18 protein-coding genes and 1 other RNA gene are annotated in these 17,094 nt (G+C 44.8%); 6 read left to right on the plus strand and 13 right to left on the minus strand.

Translation table 11 applies throughout. The annotated features are described in order from the left end of the window. Window positions 1–85 precede the first annotated feature (85 nt). The 5 genes from brnQ to ACFSR5_RS10585 form a co-directional block, all read right to left on the minus strand. Window positions 86–1,396, minus strand: coding sequence for a branched-chain amino acid transport system II carrier protein (gene brnQ / locus ACFSR5_RS10565; protein ID WP_380903506.1), 1,311 nt, complete (start codon window positions 1,394–1,396; stop codon window positions 86–88). A 9-nt stretch (window positions 1,397–1,405) separates the two neighbouring features. Continuing rightward, window positions 1,406–2,245, minus strand: a complete 840-nt coding sequence (folP, locus tag ACFSR5_RS10570; protein WP_380903508.1) for a dihydropteroate synthase — start codon at window positions 2,243–2,245, stop codon at window positions 1,406–1,408. A gap of 68 nt (window positions 2,246–2,313) precedes the next feature. After that, window positions 2,314–2,790, minus strand: a complete 477-nt coding sequence (locus ACFSR5_RS10575; RefSeq protein ID WP_380903510.1) for a DUF4920 domain-containing protein — start codon at window positions 2,788–2,790, stop codon at window positions 2,314–2,316. A gap of 75 nt (window positions 2,791–2,865) precedes the next feature. Next, window positions 2,866–3,447: an L-threonylcarbamoyladenylate synthase gene (locus ACFSR5_RS10580; RefSeq protein ID WP_380903512.1), complete on the minus strand. Its 582-nt coding sequence runs from the start codon at window positions 3,445–3,447 to the stop codon at window positions 2,866–2,868. Next, on the minus strand, window positions 3,447–4,274 hold the full coding sequence (locus ACFSR5_RS10585) for a 2,3,4,5-tetrahydropyridine-2,6-dicarboxylate N-succinyltransferase (protein WP_380903514.1): 828 nt from the start codon (window positions 4,272–4,274) through the stop codon (window positions 3,447–3,449). The genes ACFSR5_RS10580 and ACFSR5_RS10585 overlap by 1 nt, the downstream gene beginning before the upstream one ends. Window positions 4,275–4,453: 179 nt before the next feature. Here ACFSR5_RS10585 and ACFSR5_RS10590 point away from each other — a divergent pair, with 179 nt between their 5' ends. Beyond that, window positions 4,454–4,861, plus strand: a complete 408-nt coding sequence (locus ACFSR5_RS10590; RefSeq protein WP_380903516.1) for an RNA-binding S4 domain-containing protein — start codon at window positions 4,454–4,456, stop codon at window positions 4,859–4,861. Between the two features lie 67 nt (window positions 4,862–4,928). Then, window positions 4,929–5,966 carry an isoaspartyl peptidase/L-asparaginase family protein gene (locus tag ACFSR5_RS10595; RefSeq protein ID WP_380903518.1) on the plus strand — a complete coding sequence of 346 codons (1,038 nt, stop codon included), beginning with the start codon at window positions 4,929–4,931 and terminating at the stop codon, window positions 5,964–5,966. Between the two features lie 15 nt (window positions 5,967–5,981). On the opposite strand, the gene mtgA is transcribed toward ACFSR5_RS10595, so the two are convergent. Beyond that, entirely contained in the window at window positions 5,982–6,722 is a 741-nt protein-coding gene (gene mtgA, locus ACFSR5_RS10600; RefSeq protein WP_380903520.1) for a monofunctional biosynthetic peptidoglycan transglycosylase, read from the minus strand. 202 nt (window positions 6,723–6,924) lie between these two features. On the opposite strand from mtgA, the gene mutS reads away from it, so the two are divergent. Next, window positions 6,925–9,501, plus strand: coding sequence for a DNA mismatch repair protein MutS (gene mutS / locus ACFSR5_RS10605; RefSeq protein WP_380903522.1), 2,577 nt, complete (start codon window positions 6,925–6,927; stop codon window positions 9,499–9,501). Window positions 9,502–9,557: 56 nt separating this feature from the next. Here the strand turns inward: mutS and ACFSR5_RS10610 are convergent, their stop codons facing one another. Continuing rightward, window positions 9,558–10,745 (minus strand): hypothetical protein, encoded by a 1,188-nt coding sequence (locus ACFSR5_RS10610; protein WP_380903527.1) that lies wholly within the window; start codon window positions 10,743–10,745, stop codon window positions 9,558–9,560. 90 nt (window positions 10,746–10,835) lie between these two features. Here ACFSR5_RS10610 and ACFSR5_RS10615 point away from each other — a divergent pair, with 90 nt between their 5' ends. Beyond that, on the plus strand, window positions 10,836–11,543 hold the full coding sequence (locus ACFSR5_RS10615) for a tRNA1(Val) (adenine(37)-N6)-methyltransferase (protein ID WP_380903529.1): 708 nt from the start codon (window positions 10,836–10,838) through the stop codon (window positions 11,541–11,543). Window positions 11,544–11,546: 3 nt separating this feature from the next. Further along, window positions 11,547–12,041: a metallophosphoesterase family protein gene (locus ACFSR5_RS10620; protein WP_380903531.1), complete on the plus strand. Its 495-nt coding sequence runs from the start codon at window positions 11,547–11,549 to the stop codon at window positions 12,039–12,041. A 1-nt stretch (window position 12,042) separates the two neighbouring features. Here the strand turns inward: ACFSR5_RS10620 and ACFSR5_RS10625 are convergent, their stop codons facing one another. Next, complete coding sequence (locus ACFSR5_RS10625) at window positions 12,043–12,378, minus strand: MerR family transcriptional regulator (protein ID WP_380903533.1); 336 nt, start codon at window positions 12,376–12,378, stop codon at window positions 12,043–12,045. A gap of 134 nt (window positions 12,379–12,512) precedes the next feature. Between ACFSR5_RS10625 and ACFSR5_RS10630 the strand changes: the two genes are divergently transcribed. Beyond that, window positions 12,513–12,893, plus strand: coding sequence for a hypothetical protein (locus tag ACFSR5_RS10630; RefSeq protein WP_380903535.1), 381 nt, complete (start codon window positions 12,513–12,515; stop codon window positions 12,891–12,893). 16 nt (window positions 12,894–12,909) lie between these two features. On the opposite strand, the gene accD is transcribed toward ACFSR5_RS10630, so the two are convergent. The 5 genes from accD to dprA all read right to left on the minus strand — a co-directional run bounded on the left by accD (window position 12,910) and on the right by dprA (window position 17,042). Further along, window positions 12,910–13,752, minus strand: a complete 843-nt coding sequence (gene accD, locus ACFSR5_RS10635; RefSeq protein WP_380903537.1) for an acetyl-CoA carboxylase, carboxyltransferase subunit beta — start codon at window positions 13,750–13,752, stop codon at window positions 12,910–12,912. A 226-nt stretch (window positions 13,753–13,978) separates the two neighbouring features. Beyond that, an RNA gene (gene ffs, locus ACFSR5_RS10640) (signal recognition particle sRNA small type) lies at window positions 13,979–14,076 on the minus strand. An 82-nt stretch (window positions 14,077–14,158) separates the two neighbouring features. Then, on the minus strand, window positions 14,159–14,386 hold the full coding sequence (locus ACFSR5_RS10645) for a DUF6814 family protein (RefSeq protein WP_380903539.1): 228 nt from the start codon (window positions 14,384–14,386) through the stop codon (window positions 14,159–14,161). A gap of 3 nt (window positions 14,387–14,389) precedes the next feature. Beyond that, on the minus strand, window positions 14,390–15,931 hold the full coding sequence (locus ACFSR5_RS10650) for an MFS transporter (protein WP_380903541.1): 1,542 nt from the start codon (window positions 15,929–15,931) through the stop codon (window positions 14,390–14,392). A 13-nt stretch (window positions 15,932–15,944) separates the two neighbouring features. Continuing rightward, the gene (gene dprA, locus ACFSR5_RS10655; protein WP_380903543.1) at window positions 15,945–17,042 is read right to left on the minus strand and encodes a DNA-processing protein DprA; all 1,098 of its coding nucleotides are present in this window, start codon (window positions 17,040–17,042) and stop codon (window positions 15,945–15,947) included. Window positions 17,043–17,094 lie beyond the last annotated feature (52 nt).

The following is a 17,094-nucleotide window of genomic DNA, read 5'->3' on the forward strand; positions in this document are numbered from 1 at the left end:
TCTTTTACGAAAGAAGGGGCAACGTCTAACTGTCAGGTACGATGGGTAGGAGCGCATACCTTATTGGTATGTACGATGCGGTTGCTCAGTCGTTTTCGTGCGGTGTTACGGACTTTGTACGCAGGTATTGTATACTCCAAACAAGACAAAACGCCACAAATGATGGAATTGCCCAGCCCAGTTCATGCGAAAAGAGCGGAATATGGTTTAAGAGCGCTAGTTGTCGGGGTCCTAGCACTCCAAGAATGTTCAAGACGTTGCAGGTTGCGATAACCGTTGAGGCGAGCAATGCCGCAACATACGGGGATTTCGCTTTAACCCACCGCCCGAAAAAGACCACATACAATACCAGGGTAATCACGATGGGATAGACAAACGCGAGTGGAGGGTAGGCGAATTGAATGATATTGTCCACTCCTGTGACGGACAGTACACCCGATAGCAGGCAAGAAAAAGTAACGAGCCACGTATACTTCAGTCTTCCTTTGGTCAGGTTGCTAAAGAACGTCCCTACAGCCGCCGTAAGAGCGATGGCGGTGGTAAGGCACGCTAAAGCGATACTGAGCGCAATAGCTAGTGTTCCGTAAGGGCCTAGAATAGCGTGCGAAATATGGATCAATAATTCGGATCTTTTTATAGACGGATCTTCGATTCCTGCCGTTGCTCCCAAGTAAATGAGGCCACCGTAGATAAAAAACAGACAGCAAGCAGCTAATGCGCCGGAGGCGATGACCACACCGTTTTTTTCGCGAATGCTGTGGTAGCCTTTTGCTTTTGTGGCTGAGATAATGATTCCGGCAAAAATAACCGAGGCGAGTACATCCAAGGTCTGGTATCCTTCGGTGAAGCCCAAGGTAAAGGACTGTGTTGTCGTCAGAATATGGGTACTTGGGGATGTGGGCGGGTAGAGCATGCCTGCTGTAATTAATAAGGTAAGTATAACGAGCAAGAACGGTGTAAGTAGGTTTCCCACGAGGTCGACCACTTTGGAAGGCACGATGGCAAAGAGCCATGTTACAGCGAAGAAGGCCAGTGATGTCCACATCGGATTACTCTCCGGAAAGGAAGGCAGCACCGCGACCTCATATGTTGTAGCAGCTGTTCGTGGAAGTGCAATCAGCGGGCCAATGCATATCATAATGACCGTCCCCAGCACCTTCGCGAGGTTCTTGTTTATGCGGTCTCCCAAATCGCTGAAGGTTTCTCCGGAATGGGTGACGGATAGAATGCCAAGGAAGGGGAGGAGTATCCCCGTAAGGCCGAAGGCCCATATGGTAATCCAAATATGGCTACCGACCTGCACACCAATGAATGGGGGAAGCAGCAAATTTCCCGCTCCGAAGAACATAGCGAATAAGGCAAATCCAATGGTAGCAATATCTCTTATCTTTTTCATCCTGATTTATTAAAACAGTAAATCGACGATTTGCCTTGCTTCTTTGACATCGTGTACCCGTAAAAGCTGAACCCCTTTAGTCAACAACAAGGTATTCAGTGCGATGGTACCCGGAAGAGCCTCTTGTGGCGTGATGCCGAGTTTTTTGTATATCATTGATTTGCGGGAAATACCACCGAGTATGGGTAATCCAAAATAGTGGATTTCATGTATACGGTGGAGTAGCTCGTAATTTTGTTCGATCGTTTTTGCAAAGCCGAATCCCGGATCTAAGATGATGTCTTTAACGCCCAGTTGGCGCAGTGCCGCAATCTTCTCTCCTAGGAACGTGGCGACGTCGATGATTATATCGTCATAGGCGGTCAGTGTTTGCATCGTTTCGGGCAGACCACGCATGTGCATGAGGATATAAGGAACTTGCAGGCGGGCTACGGTGGGAAACATGTGTTCATCGATAGTGCCCCCCGAGATGTCATTAATGATATGAACGCCTGCTTTTACGGCCGCTTCTGCTACTTCGGAACGGAATGTATCGATGGATAAAATGGTGGTAGGATATTTTTTTACCAACGCCTCGATAAGGGGTAATGCGCGCTCCATTTCCTCTTGTGCGGAGATTAGTGAAGCCCCTGGGCGGGAGGAATATGCGCCGATGTCGATCATATCAGCCCCTTCGACGATCAATTGTTCGGCTTTGGCAAGAGCTTGATCAATGGTCGTATGTTGCCCCCCGTCAAAGAAAGAGTCTGGCGTCACGTTCAGGATACCCATAATGACGGGACGCTCAAATGTAAGTAGGCGTCCTCCGGCGTTGATGGTCTGTGTTTCTACAGGGTATAATTGTTTCATGTCTTGCGAAAATACAAAAAAAGGTTGCGTTCTGAACGCAACCTTTTGTGTTTTGAGCGGTATTTCGCTTAATTCAGCACAACGATGCCATCAGCAACGATACTGATATCTGTTTTAGGCCGCGAAATCTTCGCAATTTCTTCTTTGGAGGCTCCTTTATCTTCGGCATAATGCTTTTGCCATTCGACAGACGTTTCTTTCATTTTTGCACGACCTTCTAAAGCGACTTTCTTTCCTACAATGTCTTGAGGGACAAAGTAGGCGTAGTCCGTAAAGCGTACCATAACGGATTCGCCATCTGTACGTTTTAGCGTTAGAAAGCATCCTTTTTTCTTACAGACGTCAACGACTACACCTTCCACGGTTCCAGTATAATTCGGAGATGTTTTTAATTTTGTTTCTAGCGTGCTCACCGATATCGCGTTATTAGCGTTTATCTTTTTTCCGTAGTGAACCCCTTTTTTTGCGGGTTCGATTTGCTGTTGTGCAAGCCCCATCTGGAGGACGGCGAACAAAGCGATGGTTAAACTTAGTAACTGTTTCATGAGTACATAATTATGTAGAAGTCCTGTGCATACTCCGTTGCTATTTGTAGATACAAGGGAGAAGCCATTTTCGGGTTATTTACGTAAAAATTCAAATTTTCCACTGGGATCCAATCGCATGACCGTGGATGATTTTCCGTCTCCTTTTTCCTGTTGACCATAGGAGACGACATAATCGACACGTTCAAGGATGTCGGAAGAGATGTCGTCAAAGCACTTCGGTGAAGGCTTCCCACTGATATTAGCGGAGGTAGAAATGATCGGCTTACGAAAGCGCTGCAATAATTGTTCACAAAATGCGTGATGCACGATACGTATGCCAATACTACCATCTTCAGCTATCGCGTTGGGTGCCAAATTCTTTGCTTTAGGATATACGATTGTCAATGGTTTATCCGCATATTCTATGAGCTCGTAGGCAACTTCGGGTACTTCTTGTACGTACGAAACGAGCTGGTTGTCGTTATGTAGCAAGATGATCATGCTTTTGTTTTGATCACGACCTTTTAATGCAAAGACTTTTTCTACGGCAGCTTCATTAGTAGCATCGCAGCCGATGCCCCATATGGTATCCGTAGGGTAGAGAATAAGCCCTCCGTTTTTTAATGTTTGGAGGGCTTCGTTTATATCTTCTTTTTGGACAAAAGTCGATTTCATTACACAGCAACGTTGTGGTCGCGTAATGCGTCGTTCAATGACGTTTTTTTATCGGTAGATTCCTTCCGTTGTCCGATAATCAATGCACAAGGTACCTGAAAATCGCCTGCGGGGAATTTTTTTGTATAGGAACCTGGGATAACGACCGAACGAGCGGGCACGTATCCTTTGTATTCGACAGGTTCTGTCCCAGATACATCGATGATTTTCGTTGAGGCCGTCAATACGACGTTTGCGCCTAAAACGGCTTCCTTTTCTACACGCACACCTTCTACAACGATGACGCGAGACCCTACGAATACATTATCTTCGATGACAACTGGCGATGCCTGCACGGGTTCGAGTACTCCTCCAATACCGACACCACCACTGAGGTGTACGTGTTTACCAATCTGTGCGCAGGATCCGACGGTAGCCCAGGTATCAACCATAGTCCCTTCGTCTACATAGGCTCCGATATTCACATACGAAGGCATCATGATGACCCCTTTGGCAAGGTAGGCCCCGTAGCGCGCACTCGCGCCCGGCACAACACGAACGCCAATTTCTTTGTAATTTGTTTTTAATTTCATTTTGTCGTGATAGACAAAAGGACCGTTGTCGATTTCTTTCATCTCACGAATTGGAAAATATAAGATTACGGCTTTCTTAATCCAGTCGTTTACATGCCAACGACTTCCGATCGGCTCGGCAACGCGTATCTCGCCATTGTCCAATTTTTGAATAACTACAGCAATAGCTTCAAAATATTCTTTATATTCTAGTAATTGTCTGTCTTCCCAAGCTTCCTCAATCAGTTTTTGTAATTTTTGTAATTCTAATTCCATCTGAAAATTTCTAAAGATGAGCTCGCAAGGCTCGATTAAAATGTATGAATTAAATATGCGAAAGATACCCCGGCGACGGATTCGTTGCAGCCAACGTTCTTCCTTGCAAATATTACAATTTTTTACGGAAACCACACGCTCGGATTCCCAAATTTAGCTTTATTCGAGTATTTTTGTGTATGGAAGGAGCGGAAAAATTAAGAATAGATAAATATCTGTGGGCGATTCGTGTTTTTAAAACACGGAGCCTCGCTACGGAAGCATGCAAAGCCGGTCGGGTAAAGCTAAATGGACAAAACGTAAAACCGTCTTATGTGGTTAAGGTGGGCGAGGTGTACAGCATTCAAAAAGGAGTGGAGCGAAAGGTGATACAAGTAATCGGATTGCTGGAACGTCGTGTGGATGCTAAGACTGCGGTGCAATTCTACGTGGATCAGACACCTGTAGAGGAGACGTATGCCTATAAATCTGTTTTTCATGCACCCGTATTGAGAAGGGATCGCGGGACCGGGCGTCCGACGAAGAAGGACCGGCGGGAGATTGACGATTTGAAGACGGATTGGTGGGAGGATGAGCCAACTGCATAAGTGATAGATCTTGGTTAATCCCGGTATGTTTTGAAACGCCGTCTGATGGTTTAAATACGATGTTCACATGAGAAAAACAATAGCGGTACTAGTTTACTTTTTTTTAGTTGTTGGTATCTTGTCTGGATTTGGGCAAGCAAAACGTGACACCAAATATGTGCTGGTCATTCATGGTGGAGCGGGCACGATATTAAAAAAGAATATGAACGATTCGCTTGAACAAGCCTATAAAGACGTTCTTACGAAGTCCTTACAGGAAGGCTATAGGGTGATTTCTTCAGGAGGCAAGAGCGTGGATGCGGTCTGTGCAGCCATTTGCATCATGGAGGACTCTCCGCTATTTAACGCAGGCAAAGGGGCTGTGTTTAATCACAATGGGAAAAATGAGCTGGATGCGTCGATAATGGACGGATCGACCTTGCGCGCGGGAGCCGTTGCGGGTGTGCATACGATCAAAAACCCGATCACAGCGGCGAAAGCGGTGATGGAGAAATCCGAACATGTCATGTTGGTAGGAAAAGGGGCGGAAGCATTTGCCGTGTCTCAAGGCGTTACTGCTGTTGATCCATCCTATTTTTGGACGAAATCGAGATGGGAAGCCTTGCAAGAGCTTTTGGAAAGAGACAAAGGCAGCACCGCGTTGGATCACGATCAAAGACAAAGTTATGCTCCTAAACTTAACGTTCGGGAGGAGAAATTCGGTACAGTGGGCTGCGTCGCATTGGATCAGGATGGAGGGTTGGCTGCGGGGACGTCGACGGGTGGAATGACCAATAAAAAATATGGCCGAGTTGGAGATTCTCCGATTATAGGCGCCGGAACCTACGCCAATACTCAGGCGGCGATTTCTTGTACCGGTTGGGGCGAGTTTTACATTCGGACAGCGGCGGCTTATGATGTTGTTGCACAGATGACGTACGGTCAGGTAGCTACTGCTATAGCCGCGCAACGGGTGATCGATAAAATCGATGCTTTAGGTGGTGATGGCGGTATGATTGTGTTAGACAAAAATGGACAGATGGCCATGCCTTTCAATACAGCGGGCATGTACAGAGGGACGGTTACCGAAGATGGGGTTATTGAGGTGCGAATTTACAAGGATTAGCATATTGATATCTTTTTACTCGGGTAGTTTATAATAATTAAGATAGCGAACAATGCTGTTTGCACGTCGATTGACGTATGCCGACGGGCGTCTTGCATCCCACTTCTGCGGACTGGGTAGAATAGCAATAATCAATGCGGCTTCTTTTCTACTCAAACTTTTCGCCGACTTGTGAAAGTAGTATTGCGCGGCCGCTTCTGCGCCATAAACACCCTGTCCCATTTCGATAACGTTTAGGTATATTTCCAAAATACGCTTTTTGCTCCAGAAAATTTCGATTAAAACAGTAAAATAGGTTTCTAATCCTTTTCGCAGCCACGACCGTTCAGGCCATAAGAAGACGTTCTTCGCGACTTGCTGGCTTATGGTACTCCCTCCGCGTAACTTTTTTCCAGCTTGGTTTTTTTCAAAAGCCTCTTTGATCGCTTTTGTGTCAAATCCGTTGTGGGTCAAGAATGTAGCGTCCTCGCCAGCGATAGCGGCCCGCTTCAGATTGTCAGAAAGTTCCTCATAAGTCAACCACTTTTTTTCGATCTTCCACGTTTTGCCTGCGGCTTTTCTTTCCATCCCGCGCTTAAGCTGCAAATAGGTGACGGGTGGATTCATTACCGTGAGTAGGAGCACCCAAAAGATTGTAAATCCAAGAAACAGCAATACTATCCGAGCCGCCCATATCCCAATCCTTTGTTTCCAATTGAAGGAAGCTCTTTTTTTTGGTGTGTTTTTCCTTTTTGATGTAGACCGTTTGATTGCCATTGCACTTGGTTTGTGGTGCAAAGCTAAACGAAATTTCCCAAAAAAATAAGACGCTATAGTTTTTCTGGCCGGAGCGTTCTGCGTCTTTTTCAAAAATACAAAAGGATGCCGTTCAGCTTGCCAAATCGGGGCATTTACCTTATTTTTACGGCTCACTAAAACACAAATACCATTGGCAAAAGAGAAGAAACAAACTCCTTTAATGCAACAATATAATACGATTAAGGCCAAATACCCAGGAGCCTTGTTGTTGTTTAGGGTTGGTGATTTTTATGAAACATTCGGAGAGGATGCTATTAAGGCGGCTGGTATCTTAGGTATTGTGTTAACCAAACGAGGGAATGGTTCCGAATCCGAAACAGCGCTGGCTGGTTTTCCGCACCACTCGTTGGAAACGTATTTGCCTAAGCTGGTACGAGCGGGGCAACGTGTGGCTATATGCGATCAGTTGGAAGATCCAAAACAAACAAAAACGATTGTAAAACGTGGTGTAACGGAGTTAGTTACACCGGGAGTTTCGTACAATGACAATATCGTACAGCAAAAGTCAAACAATTATCTGGCCTCTGTTTTTTGTGACAAAAACCAATACGGGGTGTCTTTTTTGGATATTTCTACGGGTGAATTTTTAGTGGCACAAGGAAGCGCCGGTTATATTGATAAATTATTTCAGGGTTTCAAGCCAACGGAGATTATCCTGCCGAAAAAGCAATACAAGGAATTTTTGGAGCATTTTGGAACGAGCTATTACACCTATACGCTGGATGAATGGCCCTATACTGGCGATTTTGCGACGGAGAGCTTATTGAAGCATTTCGAAGTGAAATCGATGAAAGGTTTTGGCATTGAACGTATGCCGTTGGGGATTATTGCAGCGGGGGTTTCGCTTCACTACCTAAATGAGACCGAACACCGCAACTTGCAACATATTTCTCATATTTCGCGCATCGAAGAGGAGCGCTTTATGTGGTTGGATCGTTTCACCATCCGTAATCTCGAATTGATTGGCTCAGCCAATGAAAATGCGACGACACTTTCGGATGTTTTGGATCAAACGGCGTCACCGATGGGGGCCCGCTTACTGAAACGGTGGATGGTGATGCCTTTAAAAGAGTTGAAGTCGATTCAAGAGCGTTTAGATGTAGTGGATTACTTCTTTGTGCACCGGGAATTACGCGACGAATTGATCAAGGAAATAAAGCAGGTTGGAGATCTGGAGCGATTAATTTCTAAAATAGGTTTACAAAAAGCAAATCCTCGGGAAATTATGCAGTTGAAGCGGTCGCTTTATGCTGTGGAAAAGCTGAAAGAGCTTGTGCATGTCGAGGCTTCCGAACCCTTACGGATTATTGGGGATCAGTTGAATATCTGTCAGATTATCCGAGATAAGATGGAACTGACATTGCAGGCGGAGCCACCTGTCGCGTTGAATAAAGGAAATGTTATCGCGGACGGTGTGGACGAGGAGCTGGATAAGCTACGGAAGGTGGCTTTTGGTGGAAAAGATTATCTGTTGGAAATTCAAAGACGGGAGTCGGAAACAACCGGTATACCTTCGTTAAAAATTGCGTTCAATAATGTGTTTGGATACTATCTCGAGGTAACCAATACGCATAGGGATAAGGTTCCGGATGGCTGGATAAGAAAACAAACCCTTGTGAATGCGGAACGTTATATCACCGAAGAACTGAAAGCGTATGAAGACCAGATTTTAGGGGCAGAAGAGAAAATTCAGGCAATTGAAGCGCGTATTTACGCGGAATTATTGGTGGACATCGCAGCGTATATTAAACCTATACAGCTTAACGCGCAGCTTATCGCAAAGCTAGATGTTCTGCTGAATTTTGCCTTTATCGCCGAGAAAAACTACTACGTGAGGCCCGTTGTCACCGAAAGTAAGATCCTTGATATTAAAGGGGGGAGACATCCTGTCATCGAGAAAAATTTGCCGCTTGGCGAAGATTATATTACCAACGACACGTTCTTAGATCCAGAAACGCAACAGATTATCATTATTACGGGGCCGAATATGGCCGGTAAGTCCGCGTTGTTGCGGCAAACGGGTTTGATTGTCCTGATGGCTCAAATCGGATGTTTTGTCCCAGCCAAAGAAGCGTCAATTGGTTTGGTCGACAAGATATTTACACGGGTTGGCGCTTCGGATAATTTGTCTTCAGGTGAGTCCACTTTTATGGTGGAGATGAATGAAACCGCGAGTATTATGAACAACCTGTCGGATCGGTCGTTGATTTTGTTGGATGAAATTGGACGTGGAACAAGTACTTATGATGGTATCTCTATCGCATGGGCAATTGCCGAGTTTTTACATGGGCATCCTTCCGCAAAAGCAAAGACGTTATTCGCTACACATTATCATGAATTAAACGAGTTGACGAATTCCATGCCCCGTATTAAGAATTTTAATGTGACCGTTAAGGAAGTGAACAATAAAGTTATCTTTCTGCGGAAATTGGTTCCGGGAGGGTCGGAGCATAGTTTTGGTATACATGTGGCTAAGCTGGCGGGTATGCCTCCCAAGTTGATCGGGAGGGCTGGCGAAATTTTGAAGCGTTTGGAGCAGGAGCGCACAGGGGGAGAACAGATCAAGGACAGTATGCGCAAGATACAAAAGCAAGCCTATCAGTTGCAGATGTTCGCGATAGATGACCCTGTTTTGGAGAAAATCCGGGACATGTTGAACAACTTGGATGTGAATACGTTGACACCGGTGGAAGCGCTTATGAAACTGGATGAAATACAGCGTTTATTAAAACACTAGCAGGTCCGCGCGGATGTTTCGTTTACCGTGGACATGGTATTTGTCTATTGTTGTTTTTAAAACCGAAAGAACAGTTGTGCGCTGCCGTAATTGGGTTGAATGGACGTTAAAAGATGATCGTCCCAATTGTACGGAATATACTGATAGGCGATTTCCAAACCTACGTATTTTTTCTTCGTGATATGGCGCATGATGGATACGGCTAACGTTGTCCGCATCGTGTTCACGTTATTATATTTGATGGTACTGGTACTTCCGTTGTAGTCGTCGTAATAGTATCCCCCACCATCGTAATAACCGTCGGTTACTTCGGATAGTCCAGTACTTGTGGATTCCCAAAATAACCCTACTTTTGGATAGATAATGAATTTTTCGTTGTCGAACGCCTTATACCCGAATGTTCCACCGATACTGAAGCTGGCAGATGAGTTAACGGTTTCTATCTCGTCGTAAAGGAGGTATTCAAATGCACGATCGTTCGCGTTGATTCTTACTTTAGCGCCAAGTTCAAACAGAATAGGCACACTGAGTTTAGAAGAAAACATAACCCCAAAAGTTGGGTTGGATTTGAATAAAGGATCTGAACCAGTTACGGGGATTTCTAAACCTGCATAGATGCTTACTCCATGTCGGTCTTTATGGCGATCCTGTGCAGGGCGTTGGAATCCCGCTGGTTCGACAGGGGTCGGTTCTGCTTGTTTATTCGAGCCAGTGTCTTTATACGACTGGTAAAACTCGTCAATGTGGTCGGCAAAAAGGAAGGCGATGTCTTGTTCTTGCTCTGTTAGGTTGTATGAAGGGGAATTTAACAGTGCCGTCGCTTTCAGTTTTACCAACGAGTCGATCGGATGTTTAAGTGGAATATAATTGAAATCGGCTTTATTGTTTTGGTATATGCGGCGGTACTCCTTCTCTATCGAATAGTCCCATCGCATAATTAACATTTCATGATAGTTCTTGGAAAGGTAATCGGCAATTAAATCCCCTGTTGTTTTTTTTTCAATCAATGCGCGTAGTATCCGCATGCGTTGTGTAAACTCACTTTCACCGCATGCGCTTTGAATGGTACCTAATATAGACTCTAAGTTGTCAAAATCGTTTTTGTTGAATACAGGTACGAGTTTTTCCAGGGCAACTTTGGTGATCTGTTCGCAATCTTGAAGAGGCCGCTCCGTTTCCGCTTTGACGGATACAGAGAAACGGAGTAGTATGAGAAGAACGAGAAGGGTGCAAAATCTAGTCATGGTACAATAATCGTAGCCAAAATATGAAATTAAATCCGCTTATAAAAGTTAAGATGTTTAGATGCCAAGGATTAAAGTTTACCTTTGTGTATGGGATCTATCTTCCGTTTCAAACAATTTGAAGTTGAGCAAGGAAATTGCGCTATGCGAATCAACACGGACGGGGTATTGCTCGGGGGGCTTGCGTGGCACGCTTCGGCAACGCATATTCTTGATATTGGAACGGGTACCGGCGTTATTGCAATGATGCTTGCACAACGGCATCCTCAGGCGGTTATCGATGCGGTAGAAATCGATGCTGAAGCTTGCGAACAAGCGGCAACGAACTTTCGAGGCTCCAGGTTTGCCGACAGGCTGCATGTTTTTCAGGGGTCGTTCGTCGACCTGCACCCTACGAAAATGTACGACCTTATTGTATCGAATCCGCCATTCTATACCCATTCCTTACATAACCCTGATCCGAGAAAGCGTTTGGCCAAGCATACGGATGACTTATTCTTTGTGGAGCTGCTAAATTTTGTGCAGTTATATTTGTCAGATACGGGACACTTCGAGTGCATTGTACCGACGGCGTTGGCGGAGACACTTGTGGGGACGATGCTGGAAAACCGGGGTCTCCATCTACAGTCTGAATGGACAATTCGATCGTTTCCTGACGAAACCCCGATCCGGAAGTTGCTCCGTGTGGGGAAGGCTCCCCTAAAAATCGAACGGAATGAATTGTCGATTTACTTGTGCAAAGGGGAATATAGCGAACGGTATAAAGATATCTTGCAACCTTACTTTTTAGCTTTTTAGAAGATGACGAAGATTGGACTGTTAGCCGATACACACGGATTTTTGGATGACGCTGTTTTCCGTTATTTTGATCAGTGTGATGAAGTTTGGCATGCGGGTGATTTTGGTTCGCTCGCTATGGTGGATACGCTGGCCGAATTTAAACCTTTTCGCGGGGTTTGGGGAAACATTGATGGGAAGGATATCCGGTTGGCTTGCCCGGAACATCAGCGCTTTCTATGCGAGAATGTGGATGTTTGGATGACGCATATTGGCGGTTATCCGGGGCGTTATGCGCCGACAGTAAAGCCCGAGATCTTTGTCAATCCGCCTAAGCTGTTTATTTGTGGGCATTCGCATATTTTGAAAGTGCATTTTGATCCGAAGCTTCAATTGCTGCATCTTAATCCGGGCGCTGCAGGGAAGCAGGGATGGCATAAGGTGCGTACGCTTATGCGTTTTACGATTCAGGAAGACCGGATAGAAGATCTGGAAGTCATTGAGTTGGGTGTGCGCTAATTTACAAGCTGTCGCGTACTTCCACCAGGAATTTTTTCAGTCTTTCCAAAGAGTCAATGACGCGCTGGTTCTCTTTCACCTCGTTTTTATTGGAACGAAGATAATCGCGGGCTCCTTGTAGCGTGTATCCTTTGTCCTTCACCAAGTTAAAGATGATTTTTAGATTGGCAATATCATCCGGTGTGAATAGACGATTCCCTTTTTTATTTTTTTTTGGCTGCAGGATGTCAAATTCACGTTCGTAAAAACGTATTTGTGAAGCGTTTACGCCGAACATGTCCGTCACCTCACCCATCGTGTAATATAACTTGTTTATTTCTCGTTCTTTGTAAGGCATAGTTTACTTTCTGCTTTAACAAATATACAATCTATGATTGATTTTTAAAATTTTCTTGTTGTGAATATTTTTTATAAACTTAGACGTTGAAATATATACCGGAAGAACAAGATTGTGCTTAAATAGTTACTCATATGCGGGGAATCATTATCGTCAGTCGGTTTTGGACTAATTTTTTTTCGGGAAGACGGGCTGCGGCTGTTACTATCTTTCCTTTCATTTTTTTATTGGACAGGATCTGTCTCCAAGACCGCATACTGTTGAACCATGAGCGTATACATATGGTGCAGGCTTTAGAGCTGTTGGTTGTGCCGTTCTATCTTTGGTATGTGATTGAATTTCTGGTACGTTACTTCTACTATGGCAACTTTCGGAAGGCATATCTGTCTATCAGTTTTGAGCGGGAAGCTTATACGAATGAGACCAATATGGGATACGTGAAAAATCGTAAGATATGGTCATTTGTTTGGTACCTCTGGAACGATACTAACCGGAATAAAGAGGGGGCGTTGTAGCCCCCTTTATGTATGTTTAGTTAACCAATCGTAAGTAAGCCGCTACTTTGGCTTTCAAGTTACGCCGATCGACGATAAAGTCGAGGAATCCATGCTCCAGAACGAACTCGGATGTTTGAAATCCTTTGGGTAAATCTTTTTTGATGGTTTCTTTAATGACGCGCGGTCCGGCAAAACCAATAAGCGCACCGGGTTCTGCGATGTTTATATCGCCAAGCATGGCATAGGATGCTGTTACGCCTCCTGTGGTCGGGTCTGTCAACAAACAGATATAGGGAATTTGAGCTTTCGCGAGCAAAGCGAGTTTTGCGGATGTTTTCGCCATTTGCATCAGGGAAAAAGCCGCTTCCATCATACGAGCACCTCCGGATTTGGAGATTAACATAAAGGGAATTTTATGCGCTATGCAATAATCAATAGAACGGGCAATTTTTTCACCGACTACAGAGCCCATTGATCCGCCAATGAAATTAAAGTCCATACACGCAATTACGACGTCTTGACCTTCCATTTTACCATGTCCACAGCGTATTGCATCTTTTAAGCCGGTTTTGGCTTGACTGTCTGCCAGTCGGACGGGGTAGGGTTTGGTATCTGAAAATTGCAGCGGATCGCCTGAAGTCAAGTTTTCAAATAATTCGGTGAAGTTATTGTCGTCAAAAAGGATGGAGAAATAAGCGGCTGAGCCTATTCGAATATGGTAATCGCAATATTGACACACATATTTGTTTTCGATCTGTTCGCTGTTTAATAGCGGTTTTTTACAGTTCGGACATTTATTCCACATGCCATCAGGAGCTTCCTTCTTGTTTTCGGTTGCTGTACTGATGCCTGCTTTGTTTCTTTTAAACCAACTCATAAGTTTTCGATAATTCGGACTACAAATAAACGAAAAATATCCTAAAAAAGAATATCGGTCGTTATCACGTGTCTATCCTTGAAATGATCACCGCTTGTCAGATGCCTTGAATGTTATTTTGTATAGATGGTTCGAGAATGAAAGTTGTTTTCGGAGAACCTGTGAAAGGAGGGCTAATAAAAAGCGCGTAAAGTGTATCGGGAAATTCGATTTCTTGAAGATAAAAAAAGGGCAAGCTACTCCTATCGCACCGCTCAACCGAATACCCTTGCTTTGTTCCCAACCTGGGGGAGTCATCGGGAGCTGGTCGTAAGAGACTTGCCCGCGACAAAAGTAGCAAAAAAAAGGCTTTTGGAAAAACTTTTTATGCTACTTTATGTAGGGAGCTGATAGTCAGGTGACAAAATTACATCTTGTCCCTTGCATATTCTCCCTTCAGGGCAAAGTACCCGAAGACAGCAAGTCCGATACTGATGATAGGCGTTAAGATAAAGAGAATAATGATACCAAACACCAGATCCTCTTGATGTCCTGTGTTTAATTTCGGAAGACCAAATTTGATAATGCAAAAGTATGCTGCAGCTAAAGCCAACATAATCCAGACGAGTCCTAAGAATTTTTTTATAACTTCCATAGTTTAATTTTCTAAGTTGTTGTTTGCAGTCATTGTTTTTGTGATGTATAGCGCCCCAATAATAAAGCAGACTGCAGAGATGAGAATGGGGTACCATAGTCCGGCTAAGTAAAACTGAGGATCGTTATTTATTTGTGCATTGCTCGCCAAATAAGTAGACACGGCGGGAAGCAATCCTCCAAAGATACCATTCCCGACATGATAGGGGAGCGACATGGATGTGTAACGTATTTTGACAGGAAATATTTCTACCAAAAATGCAGCAATGGGACCGTACACGAGCGTAATGTAAATAATTTGTATAAAGATCAGGGCTACGAGCGCTACGTAATTGGCACCAGCAAGGTGTACGGTCACTTTTTTCACAGGTATCGATGCCGTTTCTCGCGGTGTGTCCTCTGCCGCTGTAGCGATGAGGTTCTTGGTAGACTCGTTCACCGTGGTGCCATCTGTAAATACCCGGGTCACAAGAAGCTGTTCCTCGTTTCCATCTGTTTGTTTATTTATGGTTGTCTTCGTTTGACGTTTTTCTACGATTTCTGTTTTCTTCTCCAGATTGGTTAATTGATACATGGCTTCGTAAATAGGGCGGTAGGTCAAAATTGCTAATAACATACCTGTCAGCATTACCCATTTACGGCCTAATTTGTCACTAAGACGGCCACAAATAACAAAAAACGGGGTTCCAAACAGCAGGGCAATTCCTAAGATCAGGTCAGCTTGGTCAGTATCTACGTGCATGACGGTTTTCATGAAACTCATGGAGTAGAACTGTCCGGTATACCAAACGACGCCTTGTCCCATGGCTGCTCCAAATAAGGCGAGTAGAACGAATTTTAAATTATAGGCGTTGCCGAAACTTTCTTTTAGCGGATTTTTGGCTGTTTTTCCTTCTGACTTCGCTTTTTTGAATTCGGGCGATTCGTCCATATTTTTCCGTATGAGGTAGGAGACATATACCATAAAAATGGACAAGACGAAAGGGACGCGCCAACCCCACCCATCAAATTGTTGTTCGGTGAGCAGGAGGCGGGTCAACAGGATGACAACCAATGAAATAAAGAGTCCAAATGTCGCTGTTGTTTGAATCCAAGACGTCCAATACCCGCGTTGACCTTCGGGACTGTGTTCCGCAACGTATGTTGCCGCTCCGCCGTATTCACCGCCAAGGGCCAGTCCTTGGAGCAAGCGTAGGATCAGAACAATCAACGGAGCAAAAAATCCGATGCTTTCGTAACTGGGCGTACATCCGATGAGAAAGGTTGCGCCACCCATGAGCATCAATGTGACCATAAACGTATATTTTCGACCAATTAAGTCGCCAAGGCGTCCGAAAAATAAGGCGCCGAAAGGCCGGACGACAAATCCGGCGGCGAAGGTGGCAAGCGTCGAAAGGAAAGCAGCTGTCGGATTGTCTGCAGGAAAGAACTTTGTCGACAACACGATAGACAAACTGCCGAAAATGAAGAAGTCGTACCATTCGATGAGTGTGCCCAGCGAGGAGGCTCCTATCACTTTCCATAGTGTTTTTTTGTTGTTTTGCATGTATAGTTTAGGTTTATAGGGATTTATAGATTTTTCCAGGTAGTGAAATGAGCACGTTGTTCATTTCCATTTCAAGCAAGATGATGGCCAGCTTACTCATGGGCCAACTGAGGAGCTCAAGGAGCACGTCGATATGCAGCTGATCGTTTTCTTGGAGGATGTCATACACCCGTTGTTCGTCTTTGGTAAGCGCAGGGATCGGTAGTTGAAGTTGTTGATGTTTTACGGAAGGAGCAGGTCGGTCCCAGCCAAGAAGATAAAGCAGGTCGTCTGCGTGCCGGATGAGGTGAGCACGGTTTGTTTTGATCAGGTAGTTACATCCGGCCGAGTAGGGCTGATGAACGCCTCCAGGAAATGCACAAACATCACGGTTGTAGCTATTTGCTATTTCTGCGGTAATTAAAGCTCCTCCTTTTTGGGCGGCTTCGACAACGATGGTTACATCGGATAGCCCGGCAATGATGCGGTTGCGTGCAGGGAAATTAAGTTTATCGGGACGTGTGCCAGACGGGTATTCGGTCAATAGACCACCATGTGCCAGCATGCGTGAGGCAATGTCCCGGTGTGCAGCTGGATAGATCCTATCGAGCCCATGGCCAAGGACGCCAATTGTTGGTATCCCTTGCATAACAGCGAGTCGATGGGCCTGTACATCGATACCATAGGCTAGTCCGCTAACAACTTGTATATGGAGATCCTGGAGTTCTGTCATCAGTTCTTGACATAACCGTTTTCCATAATCAGTTGCATTTCTTGTTCCAACCACACTGATCATTCGACTCGCATTCAGGTTTGCGTTTCCTCGGTAATATAGCAGGAGCGGGGCGTCTTCACACTGTCTGAGTCGCCATGGATAGTTAGTGTCTTCGATCCACAACGTCTCGATGTTGTGTTTTTCTATAAAGGCCAGCTCCTTTTCCGCGTCCTCCATGTAGCTTCGGGATACAATGGCATGGATGGCTGGCGGTTTTATATGAGGAATCTCCAGCAACTCTTTTTCGTTCATGTCAAAGATATGTTCTACTGTTCCGCAGTGTGCCAAAAGGCTACGCGCCGTTTTGTGACCTACACCTCTCATTTTGGTGAGTGCTATTTGTTGCAGCTTGTTCATAATTGGAATGCTAAAAATAGCAAATTTGTTTAAAAATCCTACCTTTGGAAAA

It is taken from the genome of Sphingobacterium suaedae (assembly GCF_042684625.1).
Taxonomy (GTDB): Bacteria; Bacteroidota; Bacteroidia; order Sphingobacteriales; family Sphingobacteriaceae; genus Sphingobacterium; species Sphingobacterium suaedae.

Bases quoted from the DNA above. Each gene is read 5' to 3' on its own strand.
- brnQ (WP_380903506.1), bottom strand. From the start codon at position 1,396: ATGAAAAAGATAAGAGATATTGCTACCATTGGATTTGCCTTATTCGCT.
- folP (WP_380903508.1), bottom strand. From the start codon at position 2,245: ATGAAACAATTATACCCTGTAGAAACACAGACCATCAACGCCGGAGGA.
- ACFSR5_RS10575 (WP_380903510.1), bottom strand. From the start codon at position 2,790: ATGAAACAGTTACTAAGTTTAACCATCGCTTTGTTCGCCGTCCTCCAG.
- ACFSR5_RS10580 (WP_380903512.1), bottom strand. From the start codon at position 3,447: ATGAAATCGACTTTTGTCCAAAAAGAAGATATAAACGAAGCCCTCCAA.
- ACFSR5_RS10585 (WP_380903514.1), bottom strand. From the start codon at position 4,274: ATGGAATTAGAATTACAAAAATTACAAAAACTGATTGAGGAAGCTTGG.
- ACFSR5_RS10590 (WP_380903516.1), top strand. From the start codon at position 4,454: ATGGAAGGAGCGGAAAAATTAAGAATAGATAAATATCTGTGGGCGATT.
- ACFSR5_RS10595 (WP_380903518.1), top strand. From the start codon at position 4,929: ATGAGAAAAACAATAGCGGTACTAGTTTACTTTTTTTTAGTTGTTGGT.
- mtgA (WP_380903520.1), bottom strand. From the start codon at position 6,722: ATGGCAATCAAACGGTCTACATCAAAAAGGAAAAACACACCAAAAAAA.
- mutS (WP_380903522.1), top strand. From the start codon at position 6,925: ATGCAACAATATAATACGATTAAGGCCAAATACCCAGGAGCCTTGTTG.
- ACFSR5_RS10610 (WP_380903527.1), bottom strand. From the start codon at position 10,745: ATGACTAGATTTTGCACCCTTCTCGTTCTTCTCATACTACTCCGTTTC.
- ACFSR5_RS10615 (WP_380903529.1), top strand. From the start codon at position 10,836: ATGGGATCTATCTTCCGTTTCAAACAATTTGAAGTTGAGCAAGGAAAT.
- ACFSR5_RS10620 (WP_380903531.1), top strand. From the start codon at position 11,547: ATGACGAAGATTGGACTGTTAGCCGATACACACGGATTTTTGGATGAC.
- ACFSR5_RS10625 (WP_380903533.1), bottom strand. From the start codon at position 12,378: ATGCCTTACAAAGAACGAGAAATAAACAAGTTATATTACACGATGGGT.
- ACFSR5_RS10630 (WP_380903535.1), top strand. From the start codon at position 12,513: ATGCGGGGAATCATTATCGTCAGTCGGTTTTGGACTAATTTTTTTTCG.
- accD (WP_380903537.1), bottom strand. From the start codon at position 13,752: ATGAGTTGGTTTAAAAGAAACAAAGCAGGCATCAGTACAGCAACCGAA.
- ACFSR5_RS10645 (WP_380903539.1), bottom strand. From the start codon at position 14,386: ATGGAAGTTATAAAAAAATTCTTAGGACTCGTCTGGATTATGTTGGCT.
- ACFSR5_RS10650 (WP_380903541.1), bottom strand. From the start codon at position 15,931: ATGCAAAACAACAAAAAAACACTATGGAAAGTGATAGGAGCCTCCTCG.
- dprA (WP_380903543.1), bottom strand. From the start codon at position 17,042: ATGAACAAGCTGCAACAAATAGCACTCACCAAAATGAGAGGTGTAGGT.